This is a genomic window from Parvimonas parva, assembly GCF_016552165.1.
Classification (GTDB): domain Bacteria; phylum Bacillota; class Clostridia; order Tissierellales; family Peptoniphilaceae; genus Parvimonas; species Parvimonas parva.
Genome location: NZ_JACVDA010000008.1, coordinates 1 through 21268, shown reverse-complemented (window position 1 = coordinate 21268; position 21268 = coordinate 1). Strand labels below are relative to the sequence as shown.

Genomic DNA, 21268 nt, shown 5'->3' with positions numbered 1-21268 from the left:
TTACTTTATTTTAAATATATGTTATTATATTAAAGATGTTTAATTAAGGAGAAAATATTTTGATAAAATACGAAAATTTACCTACAGAATTTCAAAATGATTCTGTAAAAAAATATTATGAAATAGTTTCAAAAAAAAGTTGTAGTTTGATTTTTAAAAGAATATCAGATATTATTCTTTCTGTTATAATTTTGATAATTTTGTTTATTCCAATAGTTATAATTTCAATTGCGATAAAACTTGATTCAAAAGGAACTGTATTTTATAGACAGGAAAGAGTTACAACTTATGGTAAAAAGTTTAGAATTTTTAAATTTAGAACAATGGTTTCAAATGCTGACAAAATGGGAACACTTGTAACTGTTAAATCTGATTCAAGAATAACTAAAGTTGGGAAATTTTTAAGAAAATATAGATTAGATGAATTTCCTCAAATTTTTAATATATTTTTAGGAGATATGAGTTTTGTAGGAACAAGACCGGAGGTTACAAAGTATGTTGAAAAGTATTCAGACTATATGTATGCTACATTGCTTTTACCTGCAGGACTTACGTCATATTCCAGCATAAATTATAAAGATGAAGATGAAATCATATCAGAGCATTTAAATGAAAATATAAGTGTTGATGATATTTATATAAATTATATTTTGCCGGATAAAATGAAATACAATATGGAATATATTGAAAAATTTTCTTTTTGGTATGATATAAAAATTATGTTTAGAACATTTTTATCTGTATTTTTGGGGAGGTCGAAATAATGAAAGTTAGTATAGGTGTTGTTGCCTTAAATGAAGAAAAAACTTTACCTTCTCTTTTTGAAGATTTTAAATTACAAACATATCCTCATAATGAGATTGAAATAATTTTGGTTGACGGTTTATCAACTGATAACACAAAAAAGGCTATGCAAGAATTTAAAGAAAACAATGATTTTTTAGATGTTAAAATTTTTGATAATCCTAAAAAAATTCAATCCGCCGGTTGGAATGTTGTTATAAAAAATTTTACTGGAGATGTATTAGTTAGAATTGATGCACATTCTTCCATTCCTAAAGATTTTATTGAAAAAAATGTTAAAAATATAGAGTCAGGTGAGGACGTTTCTGGAGGAAGAAGGCCGAATATAATTGATGAAGATACCGCTTATAAAAAAATGCTTTTAGAGGCAGAATCATCAATGTTTGGTAGTGGAATTGCACCTTTTAGAAATGCATCAGGGAAAAAGTATGTAAAATCTATGTTCCACGCTATGTATAAAAGAGAAGTTTTAGAAAAAGTTGGATTTTTTAATGAAAAACTATTAAGAACAGAAGACAATGAGTTCCATTATAGAATTAGAAAAGCGGGTTATAAACTTTGCTATGATGATAACATTGTTTCATATCAACATACTAGAAATTCACTTTCTAAAATGATTAAGCAAAAAAAGGCTAATGGAATGTGGATAGGACTTACAACAGCTGTTTGTCCGGAATGTTTGAATTTATATCATTATATACCTTTTGCTTTTTTAGTTTCACTTTTTATATCAGTTATATCACTATTTTTTACCAAATATTTATTTTTATTAGTATTCGGTTCATATCTTATAGTGAATATTTTAATGGCTTTATGTTCAATTTTTAGAGGGAAATTCAATATATATAATTTATTACTTCCAATTGTATTTTTCCTTTTACATATTAGTTATGGATATGGTACATTGATAGGATTTTTGAAAATCCCATCATTTTTAAAAACATATAATAAGGAGGACTAGAAAATGATTTATGCAGGAATTCTTGCAGGTGGAATAGGTAGTAGAATGAATATTTCAAATATGCCAAAACAATTTTTGAATATTGGAGATAAACCTATAATAATTCATACGATTGAAAAATTTTTGTTATGTAATAAAATAGATAAAATTTATGTAGGAGTAAATCCAGACTGGAATGCTTATTTAGTGGATATAATAGAAAAAGATTATAACTATTTGGTTGATAAGATTGTTATTGTTGACGGTGGTAAGGATAGAAATTCTACAATTTTGAATGTAATTTCTGCTATTAATAATGATAACAAAATTACAGATGATGATATTCTTATAACTCATGATGCAGTTAGACCTTTTGTTTCAATCAAAATGATAGAAGAAAATATTGAAAATTGTAAAAAATATAATATAGTTGACACTGTTGTTCCTGCGTTTGATACAATTGTTACGTCTGAAGATGGAGAATTTATTTCATCAATTCCAGATAGAAAAACAATGTTTCAGGGACAAACTCCACAAACTTTTAAAATCAATAAATTTATGGAATATTATAGTAAACTAACTGAAGAAGAAAAAAATATTTTGACAGATGCTTGTAAAATATTTGTATTGAATGGAGAAAAAGTATTTTTAGTTAATGGAGATTTTTCAAATATTAAGATTACTACTGTAACAGATTTGAAGATAGCTAAAGCAATGCTTATGGAGAATTAAAATGATAAATAGAATTTTTCAATTAATTAAACCCGGTTTCATTTCAGTAAAATATGTTGATGAAAGCTTTTTAGGAGATAAAGTAATTGTAAAGCCTTTGTATGTGTCCTTATGCCATGCTGATCAAAGATATTATTTAGGAAAAAGAGACCCGAAAGTTTTAGCAAAGAAACTTCCAATGGCTCCAATTCATGAATCATGTGGAGAAGTTGTTTTTGACCCAACGAATACATTTAAAGTAGGGGATAAGGTGTCAATGATACCAAATACTCCACCTTGTAAATTTGACGATAATATATATGAAAACTATGTAAAGGGAGCATACTTCTTATCTAGTGGACATGACGGATTTATGAGAGAATTTGTAAAAATTTCTCCTGATAGACTTGTTAAATTTAATGATATTGAATTGTCAGTTGCATCTATTTTAGAGTTTATTTCAGTTGGTTTTCATGCTTATGATAGATTTGTTAAAAATTCACTTGAAAATAAAGAAACTATAACTATTTTTGGAAATGGAAGTCTAGGTTTTGTTATGGCTAATGTTTTAAAATACAAATTTCCAAAAAGTAAAATAGTTGTAATAGGAAGAAATTTAGAAAAATTAAAAATCTTTTCATTTGTTGATAAAATTTATTCTATCGATGATATACCGGAAGATTTTTCAACTGACCATGCATTTGAATGCGCAGGTGGACTAGGAAGTGAAGATGCAATTAATAATATAATTAAGTATATTAAACCACAAGGCTCAATTATGCTTATGGGTGTTAGTGAAAATAAGGTTGCTATTAATACAAGAGATATATTAGAGAAAGGATTGACATTAGTTGGTTGTTCCAGATCCGGTAGGATGGATTTTGAAGAAGCAGTTAAAATGCTTGAAAATAAAAAAATTCAAAATAGATTTAAGTCAATAGTTTTTGAAGATGATGAAATAAACAATGTTGATGATATTCATAGATTCTTTAAAACTGATTTGAATACACCATTTAAAACTGTTGCAAAATGGAATATTTAATTAATGTAAATTTTAATATGGAAGAAATAAATTTAAGAGAATTACAACTTAAAAGTTTAGAAATGGGTAGATACTTTGTTTCATTCTGTGAAGAAAATAATTTATTATGTTATCTTTGTGGTGGTGGAGCAATAGGTAGTTTAAGACATTCAGGTTTTATTCCTTGGGATGATGACTTAGACTTTTTTATGCCTAGAGAAGATTATGAAAAATTAGTTTTGTTATGGAATAAAAAAGCAGATACAAAAAAATATTCACTTGTAAAAGCAAATGAATATTTAGTTGACCACAATCTTTTTATCACTATTAGAGATAATGAAACAACAGCTGTAAAACCATATCAAAAAGGATTAAATATTAGTCATGGAATAGCACTTGATATTTTACCACTAGACGGTTGTCCAAGTGGAAAAATACAAAGAAAATTTCAAATAATGTGGGGACTTATTTATTCTTTATTCTGTGCACAAGTTTTACCAGAAAAACATGGGGGATTAAAGAAAAAAGTTTCTAAAATATTGTTATCTATTTTTAAATCTAAAAAAGTTAGATATAAAATTTGGAAATTAGCTGAAAAGAAAATGACTAAATATAAAATAAAAGATTCAGAATATATAACAGAACTTTGCTCAGGACCATACTATATGAAAAAAGTATATAAAAAAGAGTGGTTTGTAGATAAAAAATATTTTGATTTTGAAGATACAAAAATGCCAATTCCTATTGGATATGACGGCTATTTAAAAACTGCATTTGGAGATTATATGAAATTACCTCCAAAAGAAAAACAAGTACCACATCATGACTTGCTGTTCTTAGATTTGAAAAATAGCTATACAAATTATGAAGAAATTTGGAAATAGGGTGATTGTTTGAAAAAAAAGAAAATATTATTTTTTTTGTGGTCTTTTTCTTTAGGAGGAGGGGCAGAAAAAATATTATCAACAATTGTAAATAATCTTGATAGAGAGAAATATGATATTGATATAATTGAGATTGAGCATTTCGATAAGGGTTACGAACCTGTTAATGATAATATAAAAATACTAAAATCATGGCAAGATTATAGACAATCTAAAATAAAGAGAGCTATTTTGTGGAGAATAAGAAAATTTTTTCCAAATTTAGTAAGAAAAATAATGGTTAAAGAAAAATATGATATAGAAATTTCATTTACTATAATGAACCCTCCTTTTGAATTTTCAAGAGATGAGAGTGTAAAAAAAATTGCTTGGATTCATGGAAGTATTGAAGATTTTATGAATGATTCTCAAAAGAGAAATAATCATCGAAAGCATTTAGAAGTGGTTGACAAGATAATTTCTGTATCAGAAAAAACGAAAGAGTCCATAATTTCAGTTTATCCTGAATACGAAGACAAAGTCTTAACTATTTATAATGGATATGATTTTGATAGTATTTTGGAAAAATCAAATGAATGGACAGATATTAACATTGAAAAAAAATCAATTTGTGTAATTGGCAGAATTGAAAACTTAAAAGGGTCACTGGAAGTTTATGAAACAATTAAAAAATTACACAAAAATTTAAATAAAAAATATCATTTATATTTTTTAGGTGCAGGGGAGTTAGAAAATCATATAAAAGAGTTGGTGCAAAAGGACAATTTGGAAGATTATGTTCATTTTTTAGGATATCAAAAAAATCCATATAAATATATCAAAAAAATGGATTTGATGTTTTCAATGTCAAAACAAGAAGGATTTTCCGGTGCCATTGTTGAAGGATTAGCTTTAGGAATTCCTTTTATTTCTACAGACGTTGGAGGAGTAAAGGAACTCTCAAATAATGGTAAATTTGGAAGAGTTATAAACTCTACTGATGAAGCTTGTAAATATATTGTTGATTATTTTGACAATTCTAGATTAGTGGATAAATCAGAAATGAAAAAATTTATAACAAAATTTACAGTTCCTGAACAAATAAAAAATATAAATGAAATATTAAAATAATGGAGATAATTATATGAATATTACTTTTAAAAGATTTTATTCTTTAATTACAGCATTATCTTTTATTTTCACACTATTACTTGGAGTGAGCTATTTATATACAGAGAGATTGGATATATTACTTTTTACACTATTATCCTTTTTCATTAGCTTGATAATATTTTGTTTTACTGATATAAAATATTATATAATACATTTATTTTTTTATATAACTATTTTTATATTTTTAGTTTCAAGACCTACAATAGATTATTTAAGAGATTATAGTTTTAATACTTATCAAAAAGATGCTTATGTTTTTGCTTTTATTATAGTTATGATTTCACTTTTCGGATTGTTTATTGGAGGAATAATTTCAAAAGCACTATTAAAAACTAAAAATAAGGAAAACTTAGAAAATGAAAGTAATATAATAGAAAATTCTGTTTGGTTAAAAAATGTAAGGATTATTTCGCTTGCAGTATATGTATTGACATATCCGTTTTATACTTTAAGGCTTATAGAAAGGTTGATATTTAAGTTAAATACATCATATTACACTTATTATGCATCTTTTAAGAGTAGTTTACCTTACTTTACATATATACTATCAGTTTTTACAGTTTATTCTATGTGTATATATTTGGCTTCTAAACCAAATAAAAGAAATGCTACTATAGTCTTAATCAGTAACTTATTTGCAAATGCTATATATTTAGTTATTGGGACAAGAAATCCATTTATTTTAACTTTAATATTTTCTTTTATATATTACTTTATAAGAGACCAGGAAGATATTAAAAATAAATGGATAGGATTAAAAGAAAGAATTTTAATTTATACCAGCCTTCCAATAATAATAGTTGGAATGGGACTTTTAAATTATGTTAGAGATAATGTTGAGGTTTCGAATTTTAAAATATTTGATATATTCGTTGATTTTATATATAAACAAGGGACAAGTTTTGGTGTTTTAGCAAGAGGTTTTTTGTATAATAGTAATATTGCTGTAAGAAGTTTTACAAATTTTACTTTTGGACCAATTATTGAATACTTTACTCATGGAAATTTTGGTAAGTTTCTATTTGATACAAAGCCATTTACAGCTACAACAAATAGTATTGAGTTAGCAATAAAAAGTAATAGCTACGCTCATAACATTTCTTATATATCAATAAAAGGTGATTATTTAAAAGGACATGGATTAGGAAGTAGTTTTATAATGGAAAATTATACTGATTTTGGATACTTAGGTGTGTTTTTATTTAGTATATTTTTAGGTTTTTTATTTATAAGAATGCTTAATGTTTCTTATAAGAATAAAACTTTACCTTTTATTTGTACATTAATAATATTGAATAATTTGTTTTTTATGCCTAGAAGTAGTTTTTCAGAAAGCTTTTCAATATTATTTACATTCCAATTTTGGTTTATAGTGATATTAATATTTGTATCAGCGAAATTAATATCAAAAGATAATTCTTATACAATTTTTAAAACGAAGGAGATATGATATGTTTGAAAATTATTCATTTGGAGATTTATTATCCAATATATATAAAAAGAGAGTTTTAAATTTAGTAGCATTTTTAATACTAAGTGTTGCTTTAGTTTGTCCGTTGGTTTTACAAACGATAAATAAAAAAACAGTAGTAAAAGAAGGAGTGCAATATTCAACTTATGTAGCTTATAAAATAACTGCTCCTGAGAGTGACAATGTAAATGCCTTATACAGTAGAAGAGGATATTCTGATTTTTACGAAAAGTTGTTAATATCTAATTTAAATGGAGCTTATCTATTTAATGATGTGAGTGATAAAGATTTATCACAAATGGCTAAAGAATTGGATACATCAGCTGTTACTTTAAAAAATTCAAATTCAGATTACTGGGATAAGAAAGTAGTAGTAAATTATATTTCAACTAATTTAGGGGTTTCTGCAAAAATATTGACACCAAGTAAATTGGTAAATGATTTGATTGAAAAGAAATTTGATGAATTAATAAATAAATATAAATCAGTTTATAATAATGTTACTATTGAAAAAGTTGAATCTAATTATTCTAAAGAACTTAGTTCTAAAGAAAATATTAATACTGGCTATAGTATGAAAAAATTATTAGTAAAAATTTTCGCAATTGAAATAGCCTTAATAATTTTAGTTGCTATTATAAATTTTATAATGTATATATTTAATCCAACTGTGAATAGAGAGGGAGATTATAGAAAATATAATATAAAATTTGTTCAAGAAATAAAAAATAATAATGATTTGTTTGAAGTTTTGAAATATAAAATTAATAATGAAAATATTGAAGAATTAAGTATACTTAGCTCTAATTCAAATATTATTAAGAAGTTAAATGATTGTAATATAGATAAAGTTAATATATTAAAAACAAATGACTTAAATAATATAATGAATTTAAAAAATGTTATATTAGTTGAAGAATATGGAATAACTAGATACTCATCTTTCGAAAAATTATTACAAAATTTAAAAAATTATGAAAAGAATATAATTGGAGTATTATCATATAAATTATAATTTAAAGTTAAAACCGGCTGGAATTAGCCGGTTTTTTAGCTTTTATATATTTATTACTTTTCCTGCATTAAATAGTGTTTCGTAGATTGTGTACATATTACTTATTTCGCCAACTAAAAGTTTTTCTTTAAGTCCATAGTAGTCAAGACAAGTTCCACAAGAAATAATTTCTACACCTTTTTCTTCCAACTTTTTCAAATCATCAATACAAGGAGAGCCTTCAGAAGTTAATTTAACTCCGGCATTGAAGAACACCATTGTCTTTGGTAATTTTTCATATTCACTAGAAGTGTAAACGAAACCTTTAATTAATAATTTTCCTAATTCTTCTGAGCCGTTTCCCATAAAGTCTTTTGAAATTGCAATTACTACATCAGATGAGTTTTCAACAGAGCAAAAAGCACTTGGTTCTTGTAAAGAAGTATTTGTATTTTTTGATACAAAAATATTAAATTCATTATCAGATATTTTTTCAAATCTAAAATCTAAATTACTACTCTTAGCAAATTTTTCTAAGTTTTTAACTGCCGTGTCATTATCTACTATAACTAAAAAATCTTTTTCTTCTGAGCTTTCAACAGCTTTTTTAGTTAAAATTAAAGGTTGTGGACAAACTAAACCTTTAGCGTTTATTTCTTTCATAATATACCTCCAAAAAAAATATAATTTATACAATCTAATTATACAATATTAAAAATATTAATACAATAGTAAAATTGTAAATATTATTTCAAAAAAACTTTTTTAAATAAAAATATTGTTTATTTTTCATATATGGGGTATAATAAAGTTAAAGGTCAAAGAAAGTCAAATTAGTGGAGGGTTTTATGGAATACAAAGATTATTATAAAATTTTAGGTGTAGATAAAAATGCAACTGATGCAGAAATAAAAAAAGAATATAGAAAATTAGCAAAGAAATATCATCCTGATGTAAATCAAAATGATGAAGTTGCCAGCAACAAATTTAAAGAAATAAATGAGGCTTATGAAGTTCTATCCGATAAAGAAAAAAGAAAGCAATATGATATGTTTGGTTCAAATTATAATTTTAGTGGTGGAGATAATTTTGACCCTAGAAATTATGGTTTCAGTGGCTCATTTAACGGAAGTAATATGGGGGGCTTTTCAGACTTCTTTAATATGTTCTTCGGCGGGGGAAGTTCATCTTCCGGATTTGGAGGCTTTTCAGGATTTGATAATTTTTCAAATGCCAATAAATATTCAGGATTTAATAGACAGCCACGAAGACAAAAATATGAAACAAGTTTGAATTTATCAGTTAAAGAGGCGTATTTAGGAGTTGAAAGAGAACTTTATGTTAATATAAATAATTCTCCTAAAAAAATAACTGTAAAAATTCCAAAGGGAATAACGAGTGGTAAAAAAGTTAAAGTTAATGGAGATAAATATTCTATTGACGGAGATATACTTGTCAAAATTAATGTTATAAATGATGAGTATAGACTTGAAGATTTAGATTTGATAAAAACTGTAAGTCTATATCCTTGGGAGGCATATTTTGGAACTACAAAGGTTGTTGAAACACTAAATGGAAACATTAGAGTTAAAATTCCTGAAAAAATAGAAAGTATGAAAAAAATTAGAATATCAAATAAAGGATATACTGATTTAAAAGGAAAGACAGGGGATTTATATCTTGAAATAGTTATAAATAATCCTAAAAATTTATCAAATGATAAATTAGAATTATATAAAAAATTAATGGAGAATTAAAATGAAGTGGACAATAGCTAAATTGTGATGAATTTAATATTTTAGTAAAGAGTAAGTTTTAGAAAGGAGAAATATTATGAATTTAGATAAATTTAGTAATGATGCAATGAAAATAGTTGAAGAATCTCAAAGTTTAGCAATAAAAAATGCAAATGTAGAAATTTCAGATATACATTTACATAAGGCTTTGATAGATAGCGACAATATAATAATTAAGATTTTAAATATAATGAATGTAAATATAGACAGTTATAGGAATGATGTTAAATTAGCATTTGAAACTTTACCTTCTCAATATGGTAGTTCTAATATATATCCAAACACTGTTTATCAAAGAATTTTACTTAATTCGGAAGATGAAATTAAAGAAACCGGAGATACAAATATTTTAGTAGAGCATATATATCTTGCGCTTTTAAAAGAAAAAAATGTAAAATCTTCTGATATTTTTAGAAAATATAGTATAACATATAATTCATTTAAGTATGCTTTAATGGGAATTAAGAATATGAAAAACGAACATAAAGAAGGAAGTACAAGCGAAGAATTATTAAAATATGGTAGAAATTTAACTGAAGAGGCAAAGAATGGTAAACTTGACCCTGTAATCGGTAGAGATGAGGAAATAAGACATTCAATTAGAATTTTATCAAGAAGAACTAAAAACAATCCTGTTTTAATAGGAGAACCTGGCGTTGGTAAGACTGCAATCGTTGAAGGTTTGGCTCAAAGAATTGTAAATAATGACGTACCTGATGGATTAAAAAATAAAATAATTTTTTCATTGGATATGGGAAGTCTTATAGCAGGTGCGAAGTTTAGAGGAGAGTTTGAAGAAAGATTAAAAGCTGTTCTTGAAGAAATAAAAAATTCAGACGGAGAAATAATTTTGTTTATAGATGAAATTCACACTCTAGTAGGTGCAGGTAAAACTGACGGTGCATTAGATGCGTCAAATATGTTAAAACCGATGCTTGCAAGAGGAGAATTGCATACAATAGGTGCAACAACTCTTGATGAATATAGAAAATATATTGAAAAAGATGGTGCATTGGAAAGAAGATTCCAAAAAGTTTTAGTAAAAGAGCCGACAGTTGAGGACACAATTTCAATTTTAAGAGGAATAAAAGAAAAATACGAAATACATCATGGGATAAAGATAACCGATTCAGCAGTTATTGCTTGTGTAACTTTAAGTGATAGATACATTACAGATAGATTCTTACCTGACAAGGCTATTGACTTAATGGACGAGGCATCTTCTATGATAAGAACAGAAATTGATTCAATGCCACAAGAGATTGACGACTTGAGAAGAAAAGTTTTACAATTAGAAATTGAAAAAGCCGGACTTGTTAAAGAAACTGATGAAATCAGTAAAAAAAGATTACAAGACTTGGAAGAAGAATTATCAAATATTAAAAATAAATATAATGTAGAACTTGCAAGGTGGGAAAGTGATAAAAAAGATATTAATGAAATAAAATCTGTTAAAGCTGAAATTGATGCTGTTAGAATTGAAATTGAAAAGGCTGAAAGAGAATATGATTTTGAAAAACTTTCTAAATTAAAATACGGTAAGCTTGCAAATTTAGAATTGAAGTTAGCCGAACTTAATGAAAAGAAAAAAGAAAAAGAAAGTTACTTAAAAGAAGAAGTAACAGAGGAAACAATTGCTGAAGTTATTTCAAAATGGACAAATATCCCAATTAAAAAATTAGTTGAAGGTGAAAAAGAAAAATTATTACATCTTGGAGAAATTTTACACAAGAGAGTTGTTGGACAAGACGAGGCCATTGATTTAGTTAGAGATTGTATTTTAAGGTCAAGAAGTGGACTAAAAGATGAAAATAAACCAATCGGTTCATTTATCTTCTTAGGACCTACTGGAGTAGGTAAGACAGAACTAGCTAAAACATTGTGTGAAAGTATGTTTGATGATGAAAAAAATCTTGTTAGAATTGATATGAGTGAGTATATGGAAAAACATTCAGTTTCAAGATTAATAGGAGCTCCTCCAGGATATGTTGGATATGATGAAGGTGGACAACTTACTGAAAAAGTTAGAAGAAATCCATATTGTGTAATTTTATTTGACGAAATAGAAAAAGCACATCCAGACGTTTTTAATATACTTTTACAAGTTTTAGATGATGGACGACTTACTGACAATCAAGGAAGAGTTGTAGATTTTAAAAATACAATTATAATTATGACTTCAAATATTGGTTCTATTTATTTGTTAGAAGGAATTGATGAAAATGGTAAAATCACAAAAACTGCTGAAGATGAAGTTATGAAAGAATTAAAAAATTCTTTTAGACCTGAATTTTTAAATAGAGTTGACGATATTGTTTTATTCAAACCGTTACAAAAAGAAGAACTTTACAAAATAATTGATATGACTATTTCAGAAATTGAAAATAGATTAAAAGATATTGATGTAAAAATCAATTTAGACGAAGAATGTAAAAATTTAATTTTAGATTCAACTTATTCATACAATTATGGAGCAAGAATTATAAAAAGATACATTCAAAAAAATATAGAAACTGAAATAGCAACAAAAATAATTGAAGGGAAAATAGTTCCAAATACTACAATTAATTTCAAAAATATAAACGGAAAAATTTGTATTGCATAACAAATAAACGCTGAGATTTTTAGTCTTAGCGTTTTTTATATCTTTTTGTAAAATTATGATAAATTTACTATTATAATTTCATTTTTAATATTGGGTTTAGTGTTTGTAATAGTTGGTTTTTCATTGAAAAAATATTTAAAACTTAATTTTATTAAGCTAAACTAATTTAGTAATTGTAATTAGGGAAGTGGAATAAAAATCTACTTCCCTTTTAATTGAAAAAAGTATGTTATTAATTTTTTAAAATATTTGAATTATAAGAGATTTTGTGTTAAAATATACTCATATATTAATAATTAGGAGGAATATTATGGATCAATTAACTATGCAATTGGTTATGATAGGTGGTTTTATGGCGATTGCTTATTTTCTTATGATTAAACCTCAAAAGAAAAGACAAAAAGCTATGATGGATATGAGAGAAAGTTTAAAAAAAGGTGATGATGTAGTTACAATTGGTGGAATTAAAGGTACAGTTGTTAAGGTAACTGATACTGATGTTGTAATTGAAACATCTAGTGATAGAACAAAAATGGAATTTGTTAAATCTGCTATTCATTCTATTGTTAGCAAATCTGAAGAATCTTCTGAAGAAGTTGAAGAAGATATGGAAGAAGAAAATGGTGAAGAAAATTAATTTTGCTTAAATAGACGGATTTCGTCTATTTTTTTCTTTATGTTTAATAAGATAAATAAAAAAATATAAGATAAGGAGGTATTTATGAAAAAGTGGTTTATTAAATCGGATAATGGATTGACAAAAGAAAATTTTAAAAATAATAGTGAATTTTCTTATATAACTTGTCAACTTTTGGCAAATAGAAAAATTGATTATAAAAATGTAAAAAACTTTTTATATCCAGATTATAAATACCTTCATAATCCTTTTTTGATGAAAGATTTAGATACTGCAATAGAGATACTTGTTGATGCAATAGACAATAATTTACATATACAAATTGTTGGAGATTACGACCAAGATGGTAATTCAGCAACAGTTGTTTTGATGAAAGGAATAGGTTTTTTTACTGATAATATTAGTTTTGCTATTCCTCATAGAATGGAAGATGGTTATGGTATTTCAAAAGGAATTGTAGATAGCGCAAAGAAAAATAATGTAGATTTAATTATAACTTGTGATAATGGAATATCTGCTTTTGAAGTTGTTGAATATTGCAATTCTTTAAATATTCCAATAATCGTAACAGACCATCATCAAGTAGTTATTGATGATGAGGGAAATCAAATATTACCAAAAGCAAATGCAGTTGTAAATCCTCATAGATTAGATTGTGAGTATCCGTTTAAAGAATTATGTGGTGCAGGAGTTGCATTTAAGTTAATGCAGGCATTGTATGATGAACTTGGTGGAGATGAGGACTATTTAATTGATTTATTACAATTTGTCGCTATGGGAACTGTTTGCGACGTTGTGGATTTAGTTGATGAAAATAGATTTTTCGTGAAAAAAGGATTGGAAATTTTAAATTCAAGTGATAATGTTGGTATAAATAAGTTACAAAGAGAAAACGAGGTTGGAAAAATAACAACTACTTCTTTGGGTTTTAAACTTGGACCATGTATAAATGCTGCAGGAAGATTAGATTCTGCAAGTATTGGTGTTGAATTATTTTTAGAAGAAGATGAGTCAATGGCAACAGATTATGCTAAAAGATTAGTTGAGCTAAATGAGGAAAGAAAATCTTTAACAAATGATGCATATTCAAGAATAAATGCAAAAGTTAGAGAATCAGGACATTTTAATGATGATATTATAGTTATGTATGATGATGAACTTCATGAGTCAATTGCCGGAATTGTTGCAGGTAGAATAAAAGATTATTATTATAGACCTACTTTGATTTTTTCAAACGCAAAGGAAGATGGAATTTTAAAAGGAAGTGCCAGAAGTATTGAAGATTATGATATTATTTCAAAACTTAGAGAATTTTCTAATCTTTTTGAAAAATTGGGTGGCCACGCTATGGCTGCAGGTTTTTCTATAAAAAAAGAAAATTTAGATATTTTAAGAAAGTCTTTAAATCAAAATTCTAATTTAACTTTTGAAAATTTTGTTGAGAAAATAAAAATAGATTGTTCTTTAGATTTTAAATTAATAAGTTATAATATTGTTGACGAATTAAAATTACTAGAGCCTTATGGAAAAGCAAATCCTGAACCTTTGTTTGGTACAAAAAATGTGGAAATAAAATCTATATCTGTTATAGGTAAAAATAAAAATGTTATAAAATTAGTTTTAAGTCAAGATGATATAGAATTTAGTGGAATTATTTTTAGTAATTTTGATAAGTATATTTCATATTTCAATGAAAAGTTTGAAACTGAAGATATTATTTTAGAACAAAATAATATAAAAAATAAATTTATAGATATTTTATATACTCCAGTTATAAATGAGTATATGAATAATAAATCTATTCAATTATTGATAAAAGATATAAGATAGGAGGTGGAAGAAATGTTAGATGAATTATTATCAAAAATTAGAAATTATAATCCTAATTTAGATGTTGAAAAAATTACAAAGGCTTATAATTTTACAAAAGAGTGTCATGAAGGACAATTTAGAAATTCCGGTGAACCCTATTTTATTCATCCCGTAGCAGTTGCTAATATTTTAGCTGATTTATATATGGACGATGCAACTATAATTGCAGGGCTTATGCATGATGTACTTGAAGATACAGAAGTTACTTTTGAAGAAATGGCAGAAATGTTTGATGAAGAAATTGCTAATCTTGTAGATGGTGTTACTAAACTAAAAAAGATAAAATATCAAAGTAAACAGGAATCTCAAGCTGATAATTTAAGAAAAATGCTTTTAGCTATGAATTCTGATATTAGAGTTATAATAATTAAGATTGCAGATAGACTTCATAATATCAGAACTTTGGAATATATGAAGAAAGCTAAACAACTGGAAAAAGCAAAGGAAACTTTAGAAATTTATGCTCCTTTGGCGTATAGATTAGGTATGAGTAATGTTAAATGGGAGCTTGAAGACTTATCTTTAAGATATTTAGAACCTGAAATATATTATGATTTAGCTGAAAGAGTTAAGAAAAAGAGAAGTGAAAGAGAAAAAATTATAAATGATATAATCGAAGAAATTAGTATAAGTTTGAAAGAACATAATATTAAAGGGGAAATTAGTGGAAGACCAAAGAGTTTATACAGTATTTACAAAAAAATGTATAAACAAAATAAGAGTTTTGATGAAATTTTTGATTTGACTGCTGTTAGAATTATTGTTCCGACTATTAGTGATTGTTATGCAGTTTTAGGGATAGTTCATTCTAAATGGAAACCAATTCCTTCAAGGTTTAAGGATTATATTGCAGTTCCAAAACCAAATTTATATCAATCTTTACACAATACACTTATTAGTAATTCCGGTGATGTTTTTGAAGTTCAAATAAGGACTTTTGAGATGCATAAAACTGCTGAATATGGTATCGCAGCTCACTGGAAATATAAAGCCGGTGTTGATAGGAGTACAAGTTTTGATGATAAATTAACTTGGCTTAGACAACTTATGGATTGGCAAAGAGAAGTTAATGACAACAGAGAGTTCATCACTTCTTTCAAAGAAGATTTCGTTTCTGATGAAGTATTTGTTTTTTCTCCAAAAGGAGATGTTATAAATTTAGTTTCAGGAGCAACTCCAATAGACTTTGCTTACAAGGTTCATACTGCAGTAGGAAATAATTGTGTAGGCGCCAAGGTTGACGGAAGAATTGTTCCTTTAAGTTTTAAGTTAAAAAATGGAAATATTGTTGAGATATTAACAAATCCAAATTCATCCGGTCCAAGTAAAGATTGGTTAAAAATAGTAAAATCTTCTCAGGCAAGAACTAAAATAAAGCAATGGTTTAAGAAAGAAAATAAAGCACTAAACATTGTTCAAGGTAGAGATATGCTTGAAAAGGAAGTTAGACGATTGGGCTTTACTTATAGTAAAATTTTAAAGGAAGACTGGCTTTTACAAATTGCTAAAAGATTGAGTTTTAATACTATTGATGAAATGTATGCCGGTATTGGATTTGGAAGTATCAATTTAAGACAGGTTATATCTAAATTAAAAGAATTTTATACTGATTATTATCAAGAATCTGCTGATGATATAATAAACAGAGTGAAAAATGAAAAATCAGGAAATAAAAACAATTCAAAAGGTGTAATTGTAAAGGGTATTGATAATATAGAAGTTAGTTTTGCAAAATGCTGTAATCCTCTTCCAGGAGATGAGATTGTTGGATATATTACAAAAGGTAGAGGGATTTCGGTTCATAGTTGTGAGTGTGCAAATATAAAAAATGTTACTAATCCTGATAGGCTTATAGGGGTAGAATGGACAAATGCTAAGAATTTATTTTATAAGGTTGAAGTTGCAGTTATTTCTTTAGACCAAGTTGGAGCCTTAGCTGATGTTGCACATATTATTTCTGAATCAAAATTAAATTTAGTGGGTATAACAGCAAAGACAGGAAAAGATAAAACTTTTATTACAAATATTATAGTTGAAATAAAAAGTATTGATGAACTTGATAGACTCATAAATAAAATAAAATCTTTGAAAGGAATACTTGATGTATATAGGGTGAGAGCGTAATGAGAGCTATATTACAGAGGGTTAATTTTGCAAGTGTAAAAGTTGATAAGAAAGAAGTCTCTAGAATTAATAAGGGACTTCTCCTTTTTGTTGGGTTTGGTAAAGAAGATACTGAAGAAGATTTAAAATATATTTTTAAAAAAGTTGTAAATCTTAGAATTTTTGAAGATGAAAATTTTAAAATGAATTTATCTGTTTTAGATAAAAATTATGAGATTTTAGTCGTATCACAATTTACTCTTTATGGAGATTGCAGAAAGGGTAATAGACCTAGTTTTGATTTATCGATGTCTAGTGTAGATGCAAGAGAAAAATATGAGGAATTTTTAAAATTATTTTATGTAAATAATATTTCAATTAAAACAGGTGTTTTTCAAGCTGATATGAAAGTTTCTTTAGAAAATGACGGCCCTGTTACAATTCAATTAGATTCAAAAAGAACATATTAGGAGATAATTATGAATATAAAAAGAATAGTTGTTGGAGTATATGCAGTAAATTGTTATATAGTATATAATGATGATAAAAAGGGGTTTATAATAGACCCGGGTGGAGATAGCGATGATATTTTTAAATTTGTTGATGAAGAAAAAATAGATTTAGAATTTATTTTGCTAACTCATGGACATGGAGACCATATTGGTGCAGTTAAACTTGTAAAGGAAAAATATGATTTGCCGATTTATGCCTGTATAAAAGAAAAAGATTTATTGAAAGACCCAATTGTTAATCTATCAAAATCAATTCCACCTTTTAAGCAAATTGAATTGATTGCTGATAAATGGCTTTCTGATGAAGAAATTATTGATTTTTATGGAGAAAGTTTAGAGATAGTTGAAACACCGGGTCATACCGTTGGAAGTATTTGTATCCTTATGGGAGATGTTATGTTCTCTGGGGATACATTGTTTAGAATGAGTATAGGAAGAAGTGATTTAGCAACCGGTAGTTTTGAAGAAATACACAATTCAATGAAAAAATTATATTCTTTGGAAAAAGATTATAGAGTATTGCCAGGCCATGGTGCAGAGAGTAATTTAGATTTTGAAAAAGAAAATAATCCTTTTATGAAAAATATAAAAAATAGCTAGGAGATATAGAAATGTATGATATTATAGTTGTAGGTTGTGGAGTAGTAGGTTCTAATGTTGCCTATGAATTATCAAAATACAATCTAAAAGTTTTAGTTTTAGAAAAAGAAATAGATGTAGCCGATGGAACAACAAAAGCCAACAGTGGAATTTTACATTCAGGTTATGACCCTGAACCAGGAACATTAATGGCAAAATTAAATGTTGAAGGCTCAAAAAGAATTAAAGAGTTAGTAAAAAAATTAGATGTTCAATATAATGAATGTGGTTCTTTGGTATTAGCTTTTAATGAAGATGATGAAAAAACTTTAGAAAAATTATTGGATAACGGAATTAAAAACGGAGTTGAAAATTTAAAAATAATCGATAAAGAAGAAGTTGAAAAAATTGAACCGAATATAAATAAAACAGTTACTAAGGCATTATATTCTCCAGGGGCTGGAGTTATTGACCCTTGGGAATTATGTATAGCTATGTCACAAGTTGCTGTTTCAAATGGTGTAGAAATAAAATTGAATAGTGAAGTTGTAAGCATTACTAAAGAAGATGATAATTTCATAGTAAGTACTAAAGATAATACATATACATCTAAATATGTAATAAATGCAGCCGGAATTAATTCAGATAAAGTTCATAATATGGTTTGTGAAAAAGAATTTGAAATTAAACCTTCAAAAGGTCAATATTTTATTTTAGATAAAAGCCAAAAAAATCTTGTTAAGCATGTATTATTTCAATGTCCATCAAAGGTTGGTAAGGGTGTTTTAATTGCACCAACAGCACATAATAATATCATTATTGGACCTAATGCGGAAAGTAATTCAGAAATTACAGATAAATCTACAACATTTGAAGGTCTAGCAGAAGTAAAAGAAAAAGTTGCAAAGACTATTTCTAATGTTCCTTATTGGGAAAATATAAATAATTTTTCAGGATTAAGAGCAAATAGTACAGAAAATGACTTTATAATTAGAGAATCTAAAAGTTGTAAAAATTTTGTTGATTTAGTAGGAATAAAATCTCCAGGTTTAGCATCTTGTGCAGGAATTGGATTGATGTGTTTAGATATCTTAAAATATATTGGAGTTAATTTTGTAAAAAAAGAAAATTATATAGACAATAGAAAAGTTATTAGAATTAAACATTTATCTCCAGAAAAGAGAGCTGAAAAAATTAAAGAAAATCCTCTTTATGGTAATATAATTTGCAGATGTATTACCGTTTCTGAAGGTGAAATAATAGATTCTTTAAAAATGCCATTGCCACCAAGAACTCTTGGAGCTGTTAAAAAAAGAACTGGAGCAGGTATGGGACGTTGTTTAGGTGGTTTTTGCGGTCCTAAAATATTAGATATTATTTCAAGAGAATTGAATATACCTGCAGAAGAAGTTTATAATACTAATTTTGGTAGTTATATCATAACAGGAAAAACAAAAGAAGAAGGTGGAACAAATGTCTAATATAGAAAATTATGATTTGGTTGTTATTGGTGGAGGACCTGCCGGACTTGCTGCTGCTTGTGAGGCTAAGAAAAATGGAATTGATAAAGTTGTAGTTTTAGAAAGAGATAAAGAGGCTGGTGGTATTTTAAATCAATGTATTCATAATGGATTTGGATTACACTACTTTAAAGAAGAATTAACTGGCCCTGAATACGCTCAAAGATTTATTGATTTATCAAAAGAGTATAATGTTGAAATAAGATTAAATTCAATGGTACTTAATTTTGATGAAAATAAAATTGTTCATGCAATAAGTAAGGACTATGGGTATCAAATGATTCAAGCAAAGAGTATAATACTTGCTATGGGTTGTAGAGAAAGAACAAGAGGTGCTATTTCTATTCCGGGAGATAGACCATCTGGAGTTTTAACTGCAGGTTCTGCACAAATGTATGTTAATATGCAAGGTCTTATGTGTGGTAAAAAAGTTGTTATTTTAGGTTCAGGTGATATAGGTTTAATTATGGCAAGAAGAATGGCACTAGAAGGTGCAGAAGTTTTAGCTTGTGTTGAACTTATGCCTTATTCTAATGGACTTGCAAGAAATATCGTTCAATGTTTAAATGACTATAATATTCCTTTATTACTTTCACATACAGTTACAAATATAATAGGGAAAGAAAGACTTGAAAAAGTTGTTATAAGTAAAGTTGATGAAAATAGAATGCCTATCAAGGGTACTGAAATAGAATTAGAATGTGATACATTGTTATTATCTATCGGATTAATTCCTGAAAATGAAATTACTCGTGAAGTTGGAATTAATATTGACTCAAGAACTAAAGGTGCTTTTGTTTTTGAAAATATGGAAACAAGTATGGACGGAGTTTTTGCTTGTGGTAATGTATGTCATGTTCATGATTTAGTAGATTTTGTTACTGGAGAAAGTCAAAAAGCAGGAAGGTCAGCTGCAAAATATATTTTAGAAAATTCTAAAGTAGATTCTAAAAAAATTGAAATTTTAAATGGGGAAGGTATTTTCTATACTGTTCCACAAAATATAAGAGTTGAAAATATGGAAAATAGATTAGAAATATTTTTCAGAGTTAAGAGTGTTGAAAAAAATGTTGTAATATCTGTAACAGATGAAAATGGAAATGTTATAAAAGATTTTAAAAAGTCTCATGTTGCTCCTGCTGAAATGGAAAAGATAGCTTTAACTAAAAAACAAATTGAATCTGTTACAACTGATAAAATAGTTATATCTATGAAAAAAGGAGATGAATAACAATGAAAGATATGATTTGTATTGTTTGTCCGGTTGGTTGTAGAATATCTGTTGACGAAGAAAATGATTATAAAGTAATTGGTAATAAATGCCCTAAAGGTTCAAGTTATGGTAAAAAGGAATTAACATTTCCAACTAGGACAATAACTTCTACTGTAAAAATAAAAAATGCAGTTCACAATAGATTACCTGTAAAAACTTCATCAGAAATTCCTAAAAATATGATTTTCGATATTATGAATGAATTAAATAAAGTTGAAGTTATTTCACCAATTAAAGTAGGCGATATTGTTTTGAAAAATGTATTGGATACAGGTGTAGATATTATTGCAAGTAGAGATATGTAATTTATTATTAAATGTACATTTGTAAATGATGTGAGACCAAAAATTATAAAAAAACATAACCTGTATGTTAGAATTAAAGGAGAATTAAT

19 protein-coding genes are annotated in these 21268 nt (G+C 26.6%); 18 read left to right on the top strand and 1 reads right to left on the bottom strand.

Features of this window, described 5'->3' with window-relative positions:
- Nucleotides 1-59 precede the first annotated feature (59 nt).
- The 8 genes from IBJ83_RS03620 to IBJ83_RS03585 are packed head-to-tail and all read left to right on the top strand — an operon-like array spanning nucleotide 60 to nucleotide 7998.
- Nucleotides 60-764 (top strand): sugar transferase, encoded by a 705-nt coding sequence (locus tag IBJ83_RS03620; protein ID WP_201275342.1) that lies wholly within the window; start codon nucleotides 60-62, stop codon nucleotides 762-764.
- Nucleotides 764-1765: a glycosyltransferase family 2 protein gene (locus tag IBJ83_RS03615; RefSeq protein WP_231698856.1), complete on the top strand. Its 1002-nt coding sequence runs from the start codon at nucleotides 764-766 to the stop codon at nucleotides 1763-1765. The genes IBJ83_RS03620 and IBJ83_RS03615 overlap by 1 nt, the downstream gene beginning before the upstream one ends.
- A 3-nt stretch (nucleotides 1766-1768) precedes the next feature.
- Nucleotides 1769-2476 carry an IspD/TarI family cytidylyltransferase gene (locus IBJ83_RS03610; protein ID WP_201275341.1) on the top strand — a complete coding sequence of 236 codons (708 nt, stop codon included), beginning with the start codon at nucleotides 1769-1771 and terminating at the stop codon, nucleotides 2474-2476.
- Between the two features lies 1 nt (nucleotide 2477).
- Nucleotides 2478-3497, top strand: a complete 1020-nt coding sequence (locus IBJ83_RS03605; protein ID WP_201275340.1) for an alcohol dehydrogenase catalytic domain-containing protein — start codon at nucleotides 2478-2480, stop codon at nucleotides 3495-3497.
- Nucleotides 3485-4360: a LicD family protein gene (locus IBJ83_RS03600; RefSeq protein ID WP_231698855.1), complete on the top strand. Its 876-nt coding sequence runs from the start codon at nucleotides 3485-3487 to the stop codon at nucleotides 4358-4360. Before IBJ83_RS03605 ends, IBJ83_RS03600 begins: the two co-directional genes overlap by 13 nt.
- A gap of 9 nt (nucleotides 4361-4369) precedes the next feature.
- A complete protein-coding gene (locus IBJ83_RS03595) occupies nucleotides 4370-5470 on the top strand; it encodes a glycosyltransferase (protein ID WP_201275339.1) in 1101 nt (366 codons plus the stop codon).
- A gap of 13 nt (nucleotides 5471-5483) precedes the next feature.
- Nucleotides 5484-6962, top strand: a complete 1479-nt coding sequence (locus tag IBJ83_RS03590; protein WP_201275338.1) for an O-antigen polysaccharide polymerase Wzy family protein — start codon at nucleotides 5484-5486, stop codon at nucleotides 6960-6962.
- A 1-nt stretch (nucleotide 6963) separates the two neighbouring features.
- Nucleotides 6964-7998, top strand: coding sequence for a hypothetical protein (locus IBJ83_RS03585; RefSeq protein ID WP_201275337.1), 1035 nt, complete (start codon nucleotides 6964-6966; stop codon nucleotides 7996-7998).
- A 42-nt stretch (nucleotides 7999-8040) separates the two neighbouring features.
- Here IBJ83_RS03585 and yedF read toward each other — a convergent pair whose 3' ends face one another.
- A complete protein-coding gene (gene yedF, locus IBJ83_RS03580; RefSeq protein WP_201275336.1) occupies nucleotides 8041-8640 on the bottom strand; it encodes a sulfurtransferase-like selenium metabolism protein YedF in 600 nt (199 codons plus the stop codon).
- Nucleotides 8641-8825: 185 nt separating this feature from the next.
- Between yedF and IBJ83_RS03575 the strand changes: the two genes are divergently transcribed.
- From IBJ83_RS03575 to IBJ83_RS03530, 10 genes are all read left to right on the top strand, one after another.
- On the top strand, nucleotides 8826-9734 hold the full coding sequence (locus IBJ83_RS03575; RefSeq protein ID WP_201275335.1) for a J domain-containing protein: 909 nt from the start codon (nucleotides 8826-8828) through the stop codon (nucleotides 9732-9734).
- Nucleotides 9735-9810: 76 nt separating this feature from the next.
- Entirely contained in the window at nucleotides 9811-12378 is a 2568-nt protein-coding gene (locus IBJ83_RS03570) for an ATP-dependent Clp protease ATP-binding subunit (RefSeq protein ID WP_201275334.1), read from the top strand.
- Between the two features lie 310 nt (nucleotides 12379-12688).
- The gene (gene yajC / locus IBJ83_RS03565; protein WP_201275333.1) at nucleotides 12689-13015 is read left to right on the top strand and encodes a preprotein translocase subunit YajC; all 327 of its coding nucleotides are present in this window, start codon (nucleotides 12689-12691) and stop codon (nucleotides 13013-13015) included.
- Nucleotides 13016-13099: 84 nt separating this feature from the next.
- Nucleotides 13100-14845 carry a single-stranded-DNA-specific exonuclease RecJ gene (gene recJ, locus IBJ83_RS03560; protein WP_201275332.1) on the top strand — a complete coding sequence of 582 codons (1746 nt, stop codon included), beginning with the start codon at nucleotides 13100-13102 and terminating at the stop codon, nucleotides 14843-14845.
- 12 nt (nucleotides 14846-14857) lie between these two features.
- Entirely contained in the window at nucleotides 14858-17011 is a 2154-nt protein-coding gene (locus IBJ83_RS03555; RefSeq protein ID WP_201275331.1) for a RelA/SpoT family protein, read from the top strand.
- Complete coding sequence (gene dtd / locus IBJ83_RS03550; RefSeq protein ID WP_201275330.1) at nucleotides 17011-17460, top strand: D-aminoacyl-tRNA deacylase; 450 nt, start codon at nucleotides 17011-17013, stop codon at nucleotides 17458-17460. The genes IBJ83_RS03555 and dtd overlap by 1 nt, the downstream gene beginning before the upstream one ends.
- Nucleotides 17461-17469: 9 nt before the next feature.
- A complete protein-coding gene (locus IBJ83_RS03545) occupies nucleotides 17470-18102 on the top strand; it encodes an MBL fold metallo-hydrolase (RefSeq protein WP_201275329.1) in 633 nt (210 codons plus the stop codon).
- An 11-nt stretch (nucleotides 18103-18113) separates the two neighbouring features.
- The gene (locus IBJ83_RS03540) at nucleotides 18114-19562 is read left to right on the top strand and encodes an NAD(P)/FAD-dependent oxidoreductase (RefSeq protein WP_201275328.1); all 1449 of its coding nucleotides are present in this window, start codon (nucleotides 18114-18116) and stop codon (nucleotides 19560-19562) included.
- Nucleotides 19555-20832 (top strand): NAD(P)/FAD-dependent oxidoreductase, encoded by a 1278-nt coding sequence (locus IBJ83_RS03535; protein WP_201275327.1) that lies wholly within the window; start codon nucleotides 19555-19557, stop codon nucleotides 20830-20832. Before IBJ83_RS03540 ends, IBJ83_RS03535 begins: the two co-directional genes overlap by 8 nt.
- Nucleotides 20833-20834: 2 nt before the next feature.
- Nucleotides 20835-21179 (top strand): DUF1667 domain-containing protein, encoded by a 345-nt coding sequence (locus IBJ83_RS03530; RefSeq protein WP_068472302.1) that lies wholly within the window; start codon nucleotides 20835-20837, stop codon nucleotides 21177-21179.
- Nucleotides 21180-21268 lie beyond the last annotated feature (89 nt).